The organism is Paenibacillus xinjiangensis (assembly GCF_059686975.1).
On sequence record NZ_JCAALS010000034.1, the window covers coordinates 24,961 to 42,317 of the forward strand.

A 17,357-nucleotide genomic window follows, 5' to 3' on the forward strand; every position below is an offset into this window, starting at 1 on the left:
AGGTTGATAGCGCTTGGCTGGGAATATGGTCACGATGCTGCTTATATACACTGCCGTGCTTGCCTACGACCTTCCAGCATGGAGGAAAGCGAGTAGTCAGGACCGTCTCGTTTATGGTCTACTGCTAACATTCTCAGCCTATCTCTGCATCATCTACGTAGCCGATCTCGACTGGCCGAATATGGACCACCTCTTCCGTCTGTTGTTTGCGGAACCGGCCAAGCTCATTAATCAATTATTAAACCCTAAGTAAGGAGGAGCTTATGAATAATCAGGAGCGCATCAGCTCTTTCCAACTGTCCATGCTATTCTTGGCATATATAACAGGCTCAGCCGTCATTATCATTCCCTCACCGCTAGCGGTCGTAGCCGGTAACGGTGCCTGGATATCCGAGCTGCTCGCGCTGAGCAGCGGCATAATCGTCTTAGCCTGTATCCTCTATTTGCATCGGCATTTTCCCGGCCTTACCTATATCGAATACAGCAAGAAATTGTTCGGACAATGGCTGGGCTGGGCGATTGCGTTCCCTGCCCTCTTACTCCTTATCCTGCAGTTGAGCAACATCGTCATCGATATTCGAGGTTTTTTCAAAAGCACGATGATGAAAGAAACGCCTGCACCCATCTTTCATTTTATGTTTTTTTTCCTGGCTGCCTTAACCGCCCGCGCGGGCATTAAAGTGATGGCTAGAATGTTTGTCTTGCTGCTAGTCTCTATGTTCGGCTTCATCCTATTCGTATTAATACTGGTAGCTCCCCACTATCACCCTGAATATTTATTGCCGATCATGCCCGACGGCATTGGTCCTGTCCTTCAAGGGGCTTACATCGCTAACGGATTCCCTTATGCGGAAATCGGATTATTCGCCATGATTCTTCCTTATATCCGCAAAGAAGACAATGCCAAGTACGGGAAGCCCCTCTTTCTGGCGTTACTTATAAACGGCATTACCCTCATTGTCTCGGTCATAAGTTCGATCATGGTGACCGGTCCTCTGGCGGGCTATTACAAATATACATTGTATCAGCTTGCGCGATTGATCACTTTTCAAGAAGTTTTGGAACGGGTGGAATCTGTCATAGGATTCTCATTAATTGCCGGCTCCTATATGAAGGCGACCATATCCCTATATCTGTTAAATGCTGTGATATCTCAGTTATTCAACGTCAAGAGCAACCGGCTATTGTTCTTCCCCCTGTCTATCGTCTGCTTCCTGCTGTCAAATACATTGTATGCAACCGAACTTGAATTTGTAGAATTCGTTGACGTGATTTGGCCTCTTGCGATTAACGCCTTGTATATTCTGCCACTCTTTATGATGACCGCCATTGTGATGATCAAGCAAAGTCTAAAATAATGTCCTGACTCATAGCTTCTTCCTCGCTGCATATACATCTAGAAAGAAGAATGCGAGAAAGGATGCGAACGATGAGGATTTATATCGCTGACCATACCGACAATCTTCGATCGGTAGCGCTTAAGTACAGGGTTGGTATCGACGAACTTATCGCCCTCAATCCTCATATCACCAATCCAATAGCCAATATTGCGGGTTGCCAGATTAACCTTCCGTTTCTCGAAGCCGTGCCGCATACGCATAAGCCGCCGTCGAATGTTCCTCCATGCACTTTTCAGCTCATTAACCCAGAAGCCCGCGAACAGTGGATTCCTGTAACCTCACTCGACGATATGCAGCACAAAGAATACGATCTGCTTATTGTCGGCACCGGTGCCGGAGGGGGCGCCGTCCTGTCGCGATTAATGCAGCAATTGGCAACCAACGGGACACGGATTGGCATTATCGAAAGAGGCGGACTGTTAATTCCATCGCATGCTCAAAATATCGAAACGATGAATCCAAGAAGAGTTTTCGATTATTACGCTAGTACCGCTCATTTTATTGGCAATTATTTATCCGGCCAAACCTATGCCCTCGGTGGCAGAACCTTGTTCTGGACCACAACCTGCCCACGCATGTCTGACTCTGAAATTAAACATTGGCCCTTATCTCTCACCGAGATGGAATGGTATTACACCCAAGCCGAAAAGGCTCTGAGCGTCACTCAAAGCTTTACGAAAGGCTCTACCCTCAGTCAAGAGCTGCTCAATCGTCTGCAGCGGAACGGTTATCCGGACGCCACTGATGAACCGCTCGCCGTTAATCTGGAACCGCCCAATACATTCGGTGTGATGAACTCAAACCCGTTTTTTAGCTCTATTCACTTCTTGGCGAAGGCTCTGAACCGGCCTTATGACTTGGCTATCCACGCACGAGCCATCAAAGTGTTGACGGAACAGAACAGGTGTGTCGGCGTCGAGGTTATGTCAGCGAATAAACAGAAATACGTTTTACACGCAAAAAACATCGTTTTATCGGCCAGCACATTCGGAAGTGCGCAAATCTTGCTCAACTCGGACATTTCCGGAAGAGCCATCGGTCATTATATGACCAACCACTCTAGGGTAATTGGCTTTGGCCATGTCAACCGTAATGAATTCCCGGAAGTGCTCGGCCCACTTCGTTTATTGATACCAGGGCAGGTTGACCGGTCTTATCAAATTCAAATCATCGGACCAGGCGATTATCCGTGGGTGCAGTATGCCCAGCAGCCTCTGCAGAATAATTGGAGCATTTTTCTAGGTGGTCTCGGCCAAGTTGAATCTCGCTACGACAATTACGTCTCGCTTGATCCGGACAACCGGGATGAAGACGGAGTTCCGAAGCTTAACATACACTTTGCGTATAGCGAGCGGGACGAGGAGGTCTTCCGGCAAATGGATGAAGGCATCAAGAGAGCAGCATCCGCGATGAACATCTCCTTGGGCTCAGACATCGGCCCCGCCGTTTGCCGCCTGCCAATCGGCTCAGACATTCATGAAATGGGAACCTGTAGAATGGGTGATGATCCCTTAACCTCAGCAACGAATCGATTCGGACAAATTCATGGCGTCAATGGGCTTTACGTAGCCGATAATAGCGTCATTCCAACGAGCGGCACCGCCAATCCGACATTGACGACCGTTGCTCTCGCCTTTCGTACGGCGGATGAAATTGCAAGGCAATTGAATAAGAGCAGCTAAGGGAGGGATAGCATTGAAATTTATTAAATGCGGGGCCAGTCTTAGAGAGCTCACGACAATCCCTCCAGGATTGCAGCTTTATACGCTCCGCAATGAACTGGAGAAAGATTATTTCGGCACACTCCGCACAGTGGCAGCTATGGGCTACAAGCTGGTAGAGTTGTTCGATTGGGGACATAGCGGTATCCCAGCGGAACGAATGAAAGCGGAGTTGGACCGTCTTGGTTTACGAAGTGTGTCGACTCACGTATATCCTCTAACCATGGCAAATCTGCAGAGCCAGCTCGACTATGCCCAGACCATTGGCATTCCATATATCGTAACCTACTTAGAACAGGAGAGTTACGCCGATGAGAAATCCCTTAAAGCGTCTATCGCTTCGCTGCGAAAGCTCGGTTCTGTAATCAAGCGCCGCGGCATGCAGCTACTGTACCATCCCCACGCGGAAGAATTTGAAATGCGGAATGGAAGCCGAATCATCGATCGTTTGCTTGCGGGTGTCGGTACTGACATCATGCAGCTTGAACTGGATATGTACTGGGTGAAGAAAGCGGGGCTAGATCCTTATTCTACCTTGCTCGCTTATAAGGGCTTATCCCCTCTTATTCACGTCAAGGACATGGATGAGAGCGGGAATTTCACGGAGGTCGGGCAAGGTGTAATTGATTGGGCTCCTATCTTCAGCAGCTTCAACGAAGCTGGAGTTATCTATTATTTCGTCGAGCAGGATGAAAGCCCGCATCCGCTCCAAAGCATCCAAACCAGCCTCAGTTACTTGAACTTGAGGTTGGTTGGATAGGCACTTAAGCACGAATGAAAGCAGAGGAAATATCCAGACTCGTCGCCCAGAAGGGATAAGGATAATGCCTAGAAAAGCCAGGACTCTCTCGCTAGAGATTCCTGGCTTTTATTATAATGGATTTCAATAAAATGCCTCACGTAGAACTACACCATCAACCCTTCGATCCGCTTATTCATATCGCCTCGCAGCAGTCCGCCATGATAGCATACGACAGCTTCAATCTCATAAGGCTTGAATTTCTCCAACGATTGAATAGCTTGCTCCATGTTAACCGTTGAATAAGGAGATGAGCCTAGCAATTCTCCGTTATGGATTACCAATGCATCCCCTGCTATTAGTGTCTTGCTCGCCTGGTGGTATAGACTGATATGGCCCGGCGTATGACCTGGCGTATGGATTACCGTTAGACCGCCGCCTATAGGGAGTGTCTCTCCGTCCGCTAGGAGCCGCGTCACATTCGGCTTAGATGAATGAAGGAAAATATTCTCAAACTGAATGCGCACCTCATTGGGCAGGGTGTCGAGCTCTGCACTTAATCTGTCAGGGGGGAATTTCAGAAGCGGAGCTTTCCCGTCGATCGTATCCCTGTCGTCTTCATGGGCATATACTTCGAACGATGCCTCATCCCTCATGAACTCCGGCAAGCTGCCGATGTGATCGATGTCCTGGTGTGTCAGAATGATCGCCTGAAGAGGGTCTACTGCAATGCCGGCTTGCTCGGCGTAGTTGTCATGAATGATGGCAGGATGAATCGTCATCGAACGGCCGCCAAGCTTCATCTCCAGATCCAACATAAATAACCCTTCTGCAATACGCATATTTGCTGCCGAGCCAGCACTAGGCCGAACATCGGCACACCTCCCTTTAATTGAGAATAAAACTTATGAGTTCAATATAAAACCATTTAGTTTTATTGTCAACAGCAGAACGTTGACCTCGCTCGCGACTCATGTCAATATAAGGTGGGGTGGTAGTTAAATATGATGGATTTGAAAAAAGCCAAAATTCTTGAATCAGCCATAGATTTGTTCCGCAAGAAGGGCTACAGCGCTGCTTCCATGCAGGACATCGCGGAAGCGTGCGGCGTCGCCAAACTAAGCATTTATAAATTTTTCCCGTCCAAAGAAGAATTGTTCACAGCTGCTTTCGTAGCCAGCCATCAGACGCTGCTGGAGCAAGCTGCCGAGCTCGATCGTACTGGAATGCCGCTTGGCTTGTCACCCAAGGAGAAGCTTAGTCGTCAAATCGAGTTCTATCTGTACTATATTCTAGAAAATAATTTGTTCATGATTGACTTCCTCGAGCTTCCTATTACACAGAACGAGGCATTCATAGAAGCCCAGAAAAAAATGAAGAGCGCCCTGCTGACTTGGCGCAAGGAGATGCTGCTAGAAGCTTTCAGCGAGCAGCTCGAGCCGTACGTATGGGACGCCGTTATCATCTTCCAAGGCATACTCCACGAATATATGAACGGCGTCTTAGATAAGGTAATTTCCACGCCTATCGCGGAACTAGCCGACTTCATTGTCGAGCGAATGGAAGCCATCGTTCAGGATTTCATTCGCTCGACGCCTCAATTGATTATCGGCGAATGGATCGTCCATTCCGGTCCGACACACCGAGCAGACGAAGCGGCTAGGAAAGGAACCGTCCAAGACTTCCTAGCAGCAATGGAGGAGCGTATTCAGACGCTGCCATTACCGTTAGCCTCACGTACGGAATTGAAGGATGTCGTTGAACTGCTTCGTGAGGAAGTGCTGTCCGAGAACCCGAATCTCACGCTGCTGCGAGTACTGAAGGCACATCTCGAGGCTGTTCCCGAGCTGCGCTCGTATTTGCGCCAGCTCAAGCTGCTGCTAACGTAGATATCAGAGTGCAGCCTCCCAAGCTACTCCTTCCCCATAGGAGGTAGACATTCTCTATTACAAAAAGAGCTCCATCCCACTTAAGGGATGGAGCTCTTTTCGTAACATTATCTGGATTATAAAGCTTCATATACGCCAATAAATCACACAAAAAAACCAGCACCTGAAGTCATCCTCCAGCATGCTCTGTATGACCAATTAGATAAGTTCAAGCTCAATCACCGTGTCCATCTCATCGGGCAGCTCCGCACCCTTCAAGGTAATGAATGCCCCGCCTTCAACATCGGAATATTCCTCGGCCATCCATGGCGCCTCAATCTTCAGCTCCGTACCGTCACGCAGCAGTCTAGCCTTCTTAATCTTCCCTTTCAAGCCTTGGAAATAGATAGGCCCAATCCCTCTGTCATAGACGTGAGCATACAGCTTATTGCCCTTCTGCGTGTATCGTCCCCACTCTGGCTTCGGTAGCGGCGAATGGCCGCAGCCATATATACTGTCTCCATTCAATCGTATCCACTCGCCAAGCTCACTCATAACTTCAAGAGACTCCCGTGTCATTTCACCCTTGGCATCAGGTCCGACATTAAGCAGCAGGTTCCCGTTCTTGCTGACGCATTCGACTAAGGAGCGAATGACCTGCTTAGCTGACTTATAGTTCTTGTCATCGGAGCAATAGCCCCAGTTATCATTGAGCGTAATGCACGCCTCCCAAGGAATCGAGCGCCCATTCACATCCGTAATGCCGCCAGGCGGGATGATCTGCTCAGGCGAGAAGAAATCGCCGGCATACTCTTCCGGCTCTGCTGCCCGAATATTGCCGCCCAGGCGATTATCAATAATAATATTCGGCTGTATCGAGCGAATCATCCGGACAAGCTCCGTCGCTTTCCATTTCTCGCCCGTCATATTGTCGTAAGAGAAATCGAACCACATGATATCAATTGGGCCGTAATTCGTCAGCAGCTCCTTCACTTGTCCGTGCATATACGTTAAGTAACGGTCGAAGTCAATCGGTTTGCCTTTGGCTGCTTCATTATCCCGGTCAGGATGAGCCTTATCCCCATAACCCGGATAATCCTCATGATCCCAGTCGATAATGGAATAGTATAAGCCGACTGCGATCCCTTCTGCCCGGAAGGCATCCACATATTCACGGACAAGATCGCGGCCTGCCGGCGTATTGGTCGCTTTGAAGTCAGTCAGCTTACTGTCGAACAGGCAGAATCCATCATGATGCTTCGTCGTAAGTACAGCATACTTCTGTCCGGCAGCCTTCGCCGCTTTCGCCCATGCCTTGGGATCATAACGAGAGGCGTCGAATTCATTGAAATACGTCATATAGTGTTCTTTGCTCATCCGTTCGTTGCCACGAATCCACTCGCCTCTAGCGGGAATCGAATACAGGCCCCAATGAATGAACATGCCTAATCTGTCCTGCAAAAACCAACGCGCCCTATCTTCTCTTGCTCCCATGCCTGCAATCCTCCATTAGATCATCTAGACCATCATTCCATATTTCTTATCAAAAGTATGGAACAGAGCCGCGGCTCCAATAAGCCCGACATCATCCTTAAGACCAGCCGGTACAATGTCGAACATCCCTCTGTAAGGTGCCATAACAAGCTCATCCGTCTTTTTCCTCAGCGCGGGGAATAGCAAATCCCCCGCTTTGCTCACGCCTCCGCCGATAACGATACGATCTGGATTGAACGTATGAACGGTATTGGCAAGTCCGAGCGCCATATAATGAATCGTCTGGTCAATCACCTGAACGGCTAACGGATCGTTTAACTTCATCGCTTCAAATACATGCTGGGATGTCATCATATCCCCATTCGCATGCGCCAGCTCCGTAATGAGTGAGGAACGGTTCTCCATGAGCTGTATCGCCGTATCACGGATTGCCGTGCCTGATGCGAATACCTCCCAGCAGCCATTTCTTCCGCAGCTGCATAACGGACCGTCCGGATCGATAATATTGTGGCCCAGCTCACCGGCGAAGGAGTGTGTGCCTAACAGCAGCTTGCCGTCCATCACAATTCCCGCTCCAATGCCCGTACTGAATGTTACATAGACCATGTTCTCGGCACCTCTGCCAGCACCTTGTACATACTCGCCCCAAGCCGCAGCATTAGCGTCATTAACGACCTGTACCTCAACGCTGAGAGCTGCTTCCATCCAGCGCTTCAGAGGAACGTTGTGCCACTGCGGCAGATTAGTGCCATTAATTACAATGCCCTCCCGGCTATTAACGGCTCCCGGAGAAGCTAATCCGACACCCGTCAGCTGCCGCCCTTCCGACACAGAGCGAATCATTCCGATCATTCGCTGAACCACTTCATCGGCTGTGTGAGCGTTAGCCGTCTCCATCTGCTCCCGATTGAGCAGTGTGCCATTCGAGTCAAACAGCGCCGCAGCAATCTTCGTTCCACCCAAGTCGATTCCTACTACATAACTTTCAAGCTCATGCATTGCCATTCACCTTTTCATTTCTAGTATCACTCGCTGTAATGAAGGCTGTCCGCCAATGCCTGCAAGACTACCGGGTCAATGGGAGACAGCGAGTCATTGCCGTAACGTACCGCTGATCCAAAATGGACCTCTTCAACCCCGGTCTGTTCAATAAACGTCTTGATGCCTTGCGGCTTCAGTCCGCTGCCAGCCAATATGCTTACACCTCCGTCATGCGCCTCCATAACTAAGCGGCGCATGGCCGGAGCAGCCTCCAGCGCCGGACCTGGTCCAGCAGAGGTAAGTACTCGTGTAATCTGCGGATAATTCGCTAACGTCCGCAAACCCGCAAGCTGATCCTCCAGCTCGTCGAAGGCGCGGTGGAACGTCACTTGCATACCGTATGTTAACGGCAGCAGTGTCTGCAGCGCCTCCTCGTCGATACGTCCATCCGATGTTAGTGCACCTAGAACAACTCCCGCCGCACCGGCTGCTGCAATTGCCTTTATCTCCGCAGCCATGGTCAGGATATCATGATCAGAATACACGAATGACCGGCTGTGAGGACGAACCATGACGAAGACCGGGATGCTAACTGCTTGTACAACCTGCTGAACTAATCCAATACCCGGCGTTAATCCGCCTTCCGTGATGGCGGTTATCAACTCCAGACGATTCGCTCCATGAAGTTCTGCCGTTAACGCATCCTCCATACAAGTTGCGATCACTTCCAGAATCATAACGAAGCCCCTTTCATCGCATAATCAGCAAGCAGCCGCGCGCCATAGCCTGTCGCACCAGCCTCCGAATAGCTCACAGCCTGCTTGTACTGCACCGTACCAGCCATATCAATATGAATCCATTTCATAGATTCAGCTACGAACCGACGGATAAAGAGAGCTGCCGTAATGGCGCCCGCATAAGGCGAATTGCTGACATTGCGCAGATCCGCGTAATGACTCTTAAGATCAGCTTCATATTCATCCATGAGCGGCATCGGCCACAGCCGTTCCCTGTTGCGTTCACCGATATCAACGAGCCTTCGTGTCATGTCCGCATCACCCCAAATACCAGCAATGCCAAGACCAAGTGCAGCCCCGACATTCCCTGTCAACGTCGCAATATCGATTGCCTCTGCTGCGCCGATATTCGCGGCATGAATTAAGGCATCTGCAAGAATGAGCCGCCCTTCCCCATCGGTATTCGCTACCTGAACCGTTAATCCATTCGGGTAGCGGATAACAGACGAAGGCAGCGTCGCCTCCGCAGAAGGGACATTGTCAACGATCGGAATCAATGCCGTTACATTCACATTGGCTTTCTGGCGCAGCAAGATATCCATTGCCCCGATAACAGCTGCCGCGCCACCCATATCCATACGAGCTTCACTTATATCACTGGCCGTCTTCACGTTCATGCCGCCCATATCGAACGTAACGCCCTTGCCAACCAGCGCCAGCATCGGCAATTGAGGATTTCCTTCATAGCGGATTTCGACAAGCGCTGGCTCATGCTTGCCCCCTGCTCCTACTGCCAGCAGCCCGTTCATCTGACGATCAACAAGCTCCTGTCCCCGGTATATGTGAAGCTTCACAGCTGGGTCTATTAACGCTCTAATCTCAGCATCTCTTCATCGAACAGATGACATGCCACCTCATGTCCTGGTTCAACCTCTCGGAACACTGGTGCATGCTGCTTGCAAATCTCCATACATAACATGAAATCTCAGAGATATTTTCACGCTGACACAATAGCCACTCGTATTGCAACAAAAAATACACCGTCCAAGGCTATTGCCTAAATGACGATGTATCTTTATTTATCCTCGTATGAGCTGCATTTTACTTCTTAATCGGAATGTAGATGTCCATCTCCAACCATTCGTTGCGGTCTTGCCAGCATCGCTCGTCATAATATTCGAATTCGGCAGCACCCGCATGCTCATAGCCCGAGTGAGGGAACCATTCGGTGAATATGGCGGTCCAAGTGCTCTGGATCGAATCAGTGAACTGCTCCGGCTTCGCCTTCGGTGTTGTAAATACGGCGTAGGTCTGCTCCGGATAATGGCGCAATATTGCTCCCTCCGGTACTTCGGCACCCTCTCTCGCTTCCACTCCAATGATGTAGCTGAACTCGCCCGTGTCCATGTCGAATTCTCCACAGATGCCGTACTCCGCATTGGAGACAGCCTGTCCGTACAAGCGCTTGCCCATTTGCTCTTGCATATAACGCTGCCAGAAGGCTGGGATGTCCCGATTGTTCTGACCATCTACGTTTCTTGTACGAATCGAGTAACCAATCACATCGAAGCCGCTTTTTGTAATGATTTGATAATCCATACGAATCCCTCCTAAATAGGGGTTAAATCTACGCCCAAGCACATTCACCTTGGCATAAGCGGGCGGATCGAATCCCCTTTTCCGATACTCACTCGGTGTCATTCCATACATCCTGCGAAAGGCGCGAATGAAAGCTTCAGGTGTGCCGAAGCCGCAATTCAGAGCGATATCAAGCAGCTTCTCATTCGTGTTGGCCACTTGCAAGGCTGCCTGAACCAGTCTGCGTTTACGAACGTACTCCATGACAGGCACTCCCACTATGGATTGGAACACGCGATGAAAATGAAAGTCGGAGAAGTTCGACAGCTTCGCGAGCGTAGAGAACTTCAAATCCTCTCCGAGCCTGTTCTCAATCTCATCTACTACCCGTTGAATGATACTCTCGTAAGTCGGCATCCTGCATCCCCTTCCTGTTCCATTCTAACCTGATGTCGACCTACGTTCTTGATCTTTTTTGCTATCTATAGCGATAACCCTTATTTCACCCGAAACGTTCTCGGCGCATACTTCTTCACAAGAACAAGGGCAGCAGCCAGATAGACTAGCGTCGCAGCAGCAACAATGATCGTGAATGAAGCCGCCGGCCCTCTCACAACAATGCTAATGCCGGATGCCGATGACACAACCATACTCACGACAAAATACAGCGGATTCTTCATATTCATCTCCGTAGAATACGGTTGGAGAATATAATACATGAACAAATGATGCACGGTGAAAAAGATAGCCAGCGAGAGGATACAGATCCACAGCATAAGCAGCTCTCTATTCAGCCACTCCCCTCCCGCCGTAGCTGTGACGGCTGTCAGTGACGCCCCAAGTGCGGCGGCAATCAGCAGGTTCAAGCTCATCACTTTACCAAGTCGAATCAGAAAATGATTATAGGCTGCGCTGCGATAGAAGCTGTACCTCATCAGACTAAGATCGCAGTTATAGAACATGGCTTTGCATACATTCTCACCGATGGACATGAAGTACATAGTCAGAACCAAGAAAGGGAAGATCATCTCCAAGCTCCACTTCGGTTCTTGCTGCAGTACCCGGAATAGAATCATAAGAATTACCCCTACCACTCCGACAGCGCCGATGATGGCTAATCGCTTGTTAACAGGGCTGCTGATCAGGCTGCGATGTCTGAGGAAGAAAAGCGCATTCAGATAAGCATGGCCTTCCTTGGTCTTCAGCTTATCCTTCTGCTTCTGCTGCAGGTTCAAGTCGTGATCGCTGTCCTTCGACTTCACGCTATTCTTCTGAGCATCCACCATCATACGACCTATATCCAGCAGAGGATCGTCTCTTTTGCTTGCCGCATCCACGGCTCCTCTGTAATCGGAATAACGGACTAACCGAATGGCTGCGAACAATCCTCCCGCTATAATTACAATACAGACAAGCGGGTTCATCAAAATTAATTCCGTGGACAGCACCTTACCCAGCAGGAGCGGCAAGTAAGCAGCGGCATATCCAAGGAGTATAACGCTCCATACGAGAGCGTTATGTTTAATCAGTATAAGACCGGTTTTCTCAAACAGCTTAAGATGCGCATACTCCGCTGCAATTCGCCACAGCGTGAGCAATAACGATAGCAGAACCGCTTCTACAATAGAGGCCCCCAGAAGTGTGCCGAACCACAGCATCGCAGGCAGCATACACACCACAAAGGTCACATACCGATAGCCGAGCGAGGCCCGCATATATCTCGTTGGAGACAATCTCATCAGCTTAACTGCAATGTATTTCTCTCGCTTGGGTTCGAGCACAGTCGAACTGCTGACCGCTGCTACCACAAAGCTGATCATGGTGAATATATGTACAAACTGCCTTAGTTGATGCTCCTGAGACAGCTCCTCTCCTAATCCAATGACAGGGAGGTAGATCAGTATTCCCACATAAATAATCCGGAGCAGGAAGCCCCATAGCTGAGTGAGCAGCAGGGCTATGACCGATATGGCTTTTTTGAGCTCCATATTAGCATAGAAGCTGTCCTTCACCAGCTTACCGATTAGAGGCAGCCTCTGGATGTAATACACAAGCAGGTTTGCCGTAATGGATGTCCGGATAGCAAGCAGCGTACTAAGCGTTCTCATCATGAGATTCATCCTTTAGCAGGTTAATAACGGATTGCTCGAATTCCGCGCTATGCAGAAGCTCTGACGGTACGGCAGACAATTTTCCTTTATGCAATACAACAAGCTCATCACACAGATCGGAGGCTAATTGCAGAATATGCGTGGAGAAGATTAGAATATGATCCCTCTTCATTTCCTTCAGCATATTCTTCATCTCCAGTGCAACAATGACATCGAAGGAGGTTAGCGGCTCATCGAGCAAAATAATCGGCGGCTTCGTTATGAGAAATAGCAGCATCTGCAGCTTATTCTTCATTCCGTGCGAGTAGCCTTTGATCAGCCGGTGGCGATCCTCCGCTGTCATGCTCATCATGTCAAAATATTCATCAATCGTCTTCTCCATCTGAAGCTTGCCCCGATTAATATCCATAAAAAACTTCACAAACTCATAGCCCGTTAGAAACTCAGGCAGAATCGGCAGCGAATACACATATCCAACATCCTGCTCGGTAAGCTTCCGTGTATGGCCATCCCCCTCTAGCAGCACCTGTCCGCTATCCATGCTCTTCTCTCCGCTCAAGCAGTCGAACAGCGTTGTCTTGCCTGCTCCGTTACGGCCTAGCAGACCATATATCTTCCCTTTCTCAAAGGTGAAGCCTGCTCCTTGAAGCACCTGCTTATCCGCGAATTGCTTGACGATATCCTCTAAGATTAGACGCAATTGCTGCCCCTCCATTCGTTTCAACCTATTATTGTCCCCCTATTATACGAGTTAGGAAACAAGAGGTCTCGATATTCTACTCATGAAAATTAACTTTATTGTTGAAATAAGATATATAAACCATGATATAGGAGATTGGGACGGCGCATCAAGACAGAACTAAAAACGCCGCCCATAGCTCTTGTGGCGACGTTTGTAACGCTTATTGTTTAACTCGATCATTTGCCTAACGATTGCTTGCTTACCCCTGCTCTTGTAACTCTTCCTTGATTACCGGCATGCCGGCTTCAACCAACCTCTTATTGCGAATGAAGAAAATCGACAGAAGGACCATTAACAATCCCGTTCCAACTAGAAGCCATTCAATCGCAAACACATCTGAAAGCGGACCGAATATGAGCATCCCGATTGGCATCATGGAAGTCGATATCATACCGAATACACCGAATATCCGTCCCAAATAGTTCGGGTCTACCTTCTCTTGAAGCATGACAGTCGTCGGTGTATTAAAGACGGGCACAGCAACGCCGAATACAGCCATTACAGCCAGGTAGATCCAGAATATCGGAACAACACCCAGAACTAATGTACACACACCCATAATCAAGCTTGCAATGGTCATCGTATATACTTTGTTGCGGAAGCCGCCCCATGAGGCGATAAGAGCTCCGCCTGCCATCATCCCGATAGAGAAAGCAATTTCAATAGCGGTCAGCCGCCAATAATCGTCTCCGAAGCTGCGTGTCACTTGCAGCGGTGTTAGGAATGCAGCCGGCGCCATCAATACGAAGAAAAAGGCGAAAAAGATAAAAAAGGTTTTGAGAAAGCTGTGGGTTTTGATGTAGCTTAGACCCTGTTTGAAATCATCCAAATAGCTGGTCGTTTGCTGATCTGCCGCTTTTTGATGCAAAGGTATTCTCAAAAAGATCAGCAATGTAGAGATCGCTATCGCAGCTGTAACAACATCGATGAAGAAAATGATCTCGATGGTTGCCATGGTGAGCAGCATCGCACTTACGATAGGTGCAACAAACATCATGAGCGCTTGCAGACTTCCGTTAATTCCATTTATCTTCGTCAGCTTATCCTCTGGTACGATCTGGGGCAATATGGCCCCAACTGCAGGCGTTTGAATGCCCGCACCGAGCGCGCGAACAGCAGCAATAGCGAACAATAACCAAATCTCGTCATAGCCGAGCAGAAATGTAATGGCGAGCAACAGTGTAACAAGGGCAATCATAGCGTCTGCTATTATAATCAAATATTTTCGATTGAAACGATCCGCCCATACACCTGCAAATGGAGATAGCAGAAAGGTAGGAATGAATCCGCAAACGATAAACAACGTCATCATCATACCCGATTGTGTAGTGAGCGTTATGTACCACATAATCGCGTATTGAACTAATGAGGAGCCAAACAACGAGAGCGTTTGACTACTTAGGAAGATAATAATATCTCGCTTCCAATGTTTTTTATTCTGATCTTCAATTGATTTCATTATCTTTATCTTACTCCTTTCCTCCCTTATATTCCTATCATTGATAGTCGACTTCATTATATTAAATAATTTCCAATCTCGATATATCTAATCCCAGAGGCCGTATAAGTTATTAACGGAAAAAGCACCCCCGAAGGGGTGCGCGCAGCTGTCTATGTGTATATCAGCCTCACCAAGTTCTAAGTTTGCAGTGCAGGACTCACCTTCTATGAAATTCTGAAATTCTATGATAACAAAGTCTTATCTATTATCCGCTTAATCTCGTTCACGATCAGATGAGGCTCGGTATACATGACCATATGTCCGGAATGCGGTGCTTCGACCAATCGTCCATACGCTAGTGACCGCCGTCTGCCGATGAGCTTCGTGAAGGGCAGGCCGAAACTTCCGTTCCATCCGAGAAATTAGAGTTCCAGAAATAACGGATATCTCTATATCCTCCAGCTTCAGTGGACGGTCACGAAGCGCCTTTAAGTCCTCAAGAAAAGGAGCTCCCTCGGCTACCATCGTTCTAGCTGCCTGAAGAGTAAAATCCTCTCGGTGATGATCCTTATAGACATCCGCAGGCAGGCTCTTGCCAGGCTTGCTTCCCATTAGCCGATACAGACCAGCTCTTGCAAGGAACGGAAAGAGCTTATTCATTCTCGCATAATGCTTCACAGCCGATTCCTCGAAATACAGCTCGCAATGCTCATCCGTCTGATCGACCAGAACAAGCCCGCGTATGCGTGCGGGATTCATCGTTGCAGCCACCGTGCGAATGATCGGTCCGCCCCAGCTATGCCCAACGAGGATAAACGGACCCGTGCCTAGCCGGCTCAACAAGAGTGTCAGATCATCTGCCATTCTCGCAAGCGTCCTAGGCTCAAGGTTCGGCTCGCTCCTTCCGATACCCGCTCGGTCGTAGACAACGGCGCGCGTATGTTCGGCGACAAGCGGCTGAACAAGCCCCCAAGCAGAGCGGGACGAGCCCATGCCCGATTCGAATACGACGGGTAGTTCACCTGCGCCTTTCTCCATAAAATGCAGCTTGCGCCCATCTGTGGTCTGAATATAATGGCTGTCTCCAAGCGTATGAGATCTCGTGTCCGACATTGTCGTTTTTCCACTCATCAACTGAGAATAGTTATCAGTAATATTGTGAACGAAGGGAGGTGCATGGACGAGTACCGCTGCTAATGATGCACCAATCTATTTCCCCTTACAAATCTGGCTTCCAAACCATTAGAATCATGGACGCAACTGGCGTTAGAGTCGCCAATATCCCATATACATTCCAAGTGTTAGAAGCACGACTGAATTCCTTCGTCATGGCATTTTGCTCATAGGAAAGCTTGCCTTGTCTAATCATTTTGTTTTGTAATGGCAGCAGCGCGAATATCCATATTACCCCGGATAAAATAAACAGCCCATAGGAAAGCCCAAGCCAATTCCATGCGAACACCGTATAGCCCGCTTTGGCGGCAAGAAAATGTCCTGTTAACAGAATCATTACAATAGATGGCAGCGTGAAAATATAATCCAAAATCATGATATTTTTCGCCGTTTGAAGCTTCAGTGACAAGTCCTTGCTGTAATCAGCTCGAAGCTTCCAGAACGTCACCGTAAATGCATTTCCCAATAAAAAAATAACCCCCAGCACGTGGAAAAATAATAACATGCTCACCTGTCATACCTCCTAAATTTTAATTAACAGTGTTCATTAAATATCAAAAAAATTATGACCGTAAGGTCATATAAAGCATTACTTTGGTCTGAGCAACAAGGTTTGCCGTACGTTCCGGCGTAAACATCGGAATTTGGATAGCAAGCGCTACAACACCATGCAAAGCAGCCCACAGCATATCACTGTACACATAGGTATCGCCCGGTTTGATGGCATCATTATTTTGCGCATACTCCACCGAGTCGAACAATACTTGAAAAGCTTCCATGCGAGGCGCTTCTTCCCCTTGCTTCGCTTGAATTAAATAGTCTACCCGCCACATGAACATCAATTGATAATAGATCGGATAAGTAAGCCCGAATTGAACATAGGCTTCGCCTATTCGGTTTAATCGCTCCCACGGGTCTGTAGCGCTGCCCGCCGCCTCAGCCAATTCCATTCGAAAACGAGTAAAAGCATCGTCGACGACACTAAACAGCAAGTGATCCTTATCGTGATAATAAAGATACAATGTTGCCGGGGAATAGCCTAGCCTCTGTGCCAGTTTACGCATAGAAAAAGCGCTATAGCCTTGATCGATAAACAGTTCGCTTGCTGTTTTCAAGATGAGCTCCCTCAGCTGCTCCTTCTGTTCACCCCTTCTTCGGCGTCCAAATTGTCTAGAAGATTGGTTAGTTGGATTCGTTGGTTGTGTCATTGCGCCTCCATTTAATGAACGGTGTTTATTTAAAATTTAACACAAATCCCTTCCATATTCAAGAAGTATTTGGAAGTGTTTCTCAGGAAAGCTTTCTCTGCTGGATATGGCTCAGTGTATCGTATTTAAGCACAAAGTACGATTCGAGCATAACATTCATAACA

At 48.4% G+C, this 17,357-nt stretch carries 16 protein-coding genes and 1 pseudogene; 5 read left to right on the top strand and 12 right to left on the bottom strand.

The genetic code is table 11. The features are described 5' to 3' along the window. The first annotated feature begins 13 nt into the window (after window positions 1-13). The 4 genes from AC6ESP_RS25665 to AC6ESP_RS25680 all read left to right on the top strand — a co-directional run bounded on the left by AC6ESP_RS25665 (window position 14) and on the right by AC6ESP_RS25680 (window position 3,881). On the top strand, window positions 14-253 hold the full coding sequence (locus AC6ESP_RS25665) for a hypothetical protein (protein ID WP_497099580.1): 240 nt from the start codon (window positions 14-16) through the stop codon (window positions 251-253). Between the two features lie 10 nt (window positions 254-263). Next, entirely contained in the window at window positions 264-1,358 is a 1,095-nt protein-coding gene (locus AC6ESP_RS25670) for a GerAB/ArcD/ProY family transporter (RefSeq protein WP_497099581.1), read from the top strand. Between the two features lie 71 nt (window positions 1,359-1,429). Further along, a complete protein-coding gene (locus AC6ESP_RS25675) occupies window positions 1,430-3,082 on the top strand; it encodes a GMC oxidoreductase (RefSeq protein WP_497099582.1) in 1,653 nt (550 codons plus the stop codon). A 13-nt stretch (window positions 3,083-3,095) separates the two neighbouring features. After that, window positions 3,096-3,881: a sugar phosphate isomerase/epimerase family protein gene (locus tag AC6ESP_RS25680; RefSeq protein WP_497099583.1), complete on the top strand. Its 786-nt coding sequence runs from the start codon at window positions 3,096-3,098 to the stop codon at window positions 3,879-3,881. 146 nt (window positions 3,882-4,027) lie between these two features. Here AC6ESP_RS25680 and AC6ESP_RS25685 read toward each other — a convergent pair whose 3' ends face one another. Beyond that, a complete protein-coding gene (locus tag AC6ESP_RS25685) occupies window positions 4,028-4,678 on the bottom strand; it encodes an MBL fold metallo-hydrolase (RefSeq protein ID WP_497099584.1) in 651 nt (216 codons plus the stop codon). Window positions 4,679-4,864: 186 nt separating this feature from the next. Here AC6ESP_RS25685 and AC6ESP_RS25690 point away from each other — a divergent pair, with 186 nt between their 5' ends. Then, window positions 4,865-5,749 (top strand): TetR/AcrR family transcriptional regulator, encoded by an 885-nt coding sequence (locus AC6ESP_RS25690; protein ID WP_497099585.1) that lies wholly within the window; start codon window positions 4,865-4,867, stop codon window positions 5,747-5,749. Between the two features lie 198 nt (window positions 5,750-5,947). Here the strand turns inward: AC6ESP_RS25690 and AC6ESP_RS25695 are convergent, their stop codons facing one another. From AC6ESP_RS25695 to AC6ESP_RS25745, 11 genes and pseudogenes are all read right to left on the bottom strand, one after another. After that, window positions 5,948-7,222: an alpha-L-fucosidase gene (locus tag AC6ESP_RS25695; RefSeq protein WP_497099586.1), complete on the bottom strand. Its 1,275-nt coding sequence runs from the start codon at window positions 7,220-7,222 to the stop codon at window positions 5,948-5,950. A gap of 24 nt (window positions 7,223-7,246) precedes the next feature. Beyond that, on the bottom strand, window positions 7,247-8,221 hold the full coding sequence (locus AC6ESP_RS25700) for an ROK family protein (RefSeq protein WP_497099587.1): 975 nt from the start codon (window positions 8,219-8,221) through the stop codon (window positions 7,247-7,249). Between the two features lie 26 nt (window positions 8,222-8,247). After that, a complete protein-coding gene (locus AC6ESP_RS25705; RefSeq protein WP_497099588.1) occupies window positions 8,248-8,940 on the bottom strand; it encodes a copper homeostasis protein CutC in 693 nt (230 codons plus the stop codon). After that, window positions 8,937-9,794 (bottom strand): annotated as a pseudogene (locus tag AC6ESP_RS25710) (M17 family metallopeptidase); the annotation flags it as partial. The pseudogene AC6ESP_RS25710 and the gene AC6ESP_RS25705, both read right to left, overlap by 4 nt. 247 nt (window positions 9,795-10,041) lie before the next feature. After that, window positions 10,042-10,935 carry an AraC family transcriptional regulator gene (locus AC6ESP_RS25715; protein WP_497099589.1) on the bottom strand — a complete coding sequence of 298 codons (894 nt, stop codon included), beginning with the start codon at window positions 10,933-10,935 and terminating at the stop codon, window positions 10,042-10,044. A gap of 80 nt (window positions 10,936-11,015) precedes the next feature. Beyond that, on the bottom strand, window positions 11,016-12,629 hold the full coding sequence (locus AC6ESP_RS25720; RefSeq protein WP_497099590.1) for a hypothetical protein: 1,614 nt from the start codon (window positions 12,627-12,629) through the stop codon (window positions 11,016-11,018). Next, on the bottom strand, window positions 12,613-13,344 hold the full coding sequence (locus tag AC6ESP_RS25725; protein ID WP_497099619.1) for an ABC transporter ATP-binding protein: 732 nt from the start codon (window positions 13,342-13,344) through the stop codon (window positions 12,613-12,615). Before AC6ESP_RS25725 ends, AC6ESP_RS25720 begins: the two co-directional genes overlap by 17 nt. Window positions 13,345-13,570: 226 nt before the next feature. Next, on the bottom strand, window positions 13,571-14,830 hold the full coding sequence (locus AC6ESP_RS25730; protein WP_497099591.1) for an MFS transporter: 1,260 nt from the start codon (window positions 14,828-14,830) through the stop codon (window positions 13,571-13,573). A gap of 255 nt (window positions 14,831-15,085) precedes the next feature. Further along, window positions 15,086-15,925, bottom strand: coding sequence for an alpha/beta fold hydrolase (locus AC6ESP_RS25735; RefSeq protein WP_497099592.1), 840 nt, complete (start codon window positions 15,923-15,925; stop codon window positions 15,086-15,088). Between the two features lie 106 nt (window positions 15,926-16,031). Then, entirely contained in the window at window positions 16,032-16,490 is a 459-nt protein-coding gene (locus AC6ESP_RS25740) for a DUF2269 family protein (RefSeq protein ID WP_497099620.1), read from the bottom strand. Window positions 16,491-16,548: 58 nt separating this feature from the next. Beyond that, window positions 16,549-17,193: a TetR/AcrR family transcriptional regulator gene (locus tag AC6ESP_RS25745; protein ID WP_497099593.1), complete on the bottom strand. Its 645-nt coding sequence runs from the start codon at window positions 17,191-17,193 to the stop codon at window positions 16,549-16,551. Window positions 17,194-17,357 lie beyond the last annotated feature (164 nt).

What these genes read in the sequence shown, in the direction of transcription:
- AC6ESP_RS25670 (WP_497099581.1), top strand. Translation starts at nt 264, where the DNA reads ATGAATAATCAGGAGCGCATCAGCTCTTTCCAACTGTCCATGCTATTC.
- AC6ESP_RS25675 (WP_497099582.1), top strand. Translation starts at nt 1,430, where the DNA reads ATGAGGATTTATATCGCTGACCATACCGACAATCTTCGATCGGTAGCG.
- AC6ESP_RS25685 (WP_497099584.1), bottom strand. Translation starts at nt 4,678, where the DNA reads ATGTTGGATCTGGAGATGAAGCTTGGCGGCCGTTCGATGACGATTCAT.
- AC6ESP_RS25690 (WP_497099585.1), top strand. Translation starts at nt 4,865, where the DNA reads ATGATGGATTTGAAAAAAGCCAAAATTCTTGAATCAGCCATAGATTTG.
- AC6ESP_RS25695 (WP_497099586.1), bottom strand. Translation starts at nt 7,222, where the DNA reads ATGGGAGCAAGAGAAGATAGGGCGCGTTGGTTTTTGCAGGACAGATTA.
- AC6ESP_RS25700 (WP_497099587.1), bottom strand. Translation starts at nt 8,221, where the DNA reads ATGCATGAGCTTGAAAGTTATGTAGTAGGAATCGACTTGGGTGGAACG.
- AC6ESP_RS25705 (WP_497099588.1), bottom strand. Translation starts at nt 8,940, where the DNA reads ATGATTCTGGAAGTGATCGCAACTTGTATGGAGGATGCGTTAACGGCA.
- AC6ESP_RS25715 (WP_497099589.1), bottom strand. Translation starts at nt 10,935, where the DNA reads ATGCCGACTTACGAGAGTATCATTCAACGGGTAGTAGATGAGATTGAG.
- AC6ESP_RS25720 (WP_497099590.1), bottom strand. Translation starts at nt 12,629, where the DNA reads ATGATGAGAACGCTTAGTACGCTGCTTGCTATCCGGACATCCATTACG.
- AC6ESP_RS25725 (WP_497099619.1), bottom strand. Translation starts at nt 13,344, where the DNA reads ATGGAGGGGCAGCAATTGCGTCTAATCTTAGAGGATATCGTCAAGCAA.
- AC6ESP_RS25730 (WP_497099591.1), bottom strand. Translation starts at nt 14,830, where the DNA reads ATGAAATCAATTGAAGATCAGAATAAAAAACATTGGAAGCGAGATATT.
- AC6ESP_RS25735 (WP_497099592.1), bottom strand. Translation starts at nt 15,925, where the DNA reads ATGTCGGACACGAGATCTCATACGCTTGGAGACAGCCATTATATTCAG.
- AC6ESP_RS25740 (WP_497099620.1), bottom strand. Translation starts at nt 16,490, where the DNA reads ATGTTATTATTTTTCCACGTGCTGGGGGTTATTTTTTTATTGGGAAAT.
- AC6ESP_RS25745 (WP_497099593.1), bottom strand. Translation starts at nt 17,193, where the DNA reads ATGACACAACCAACGAATCCAACTAACCAATCTTCTAGACAATTTGGA.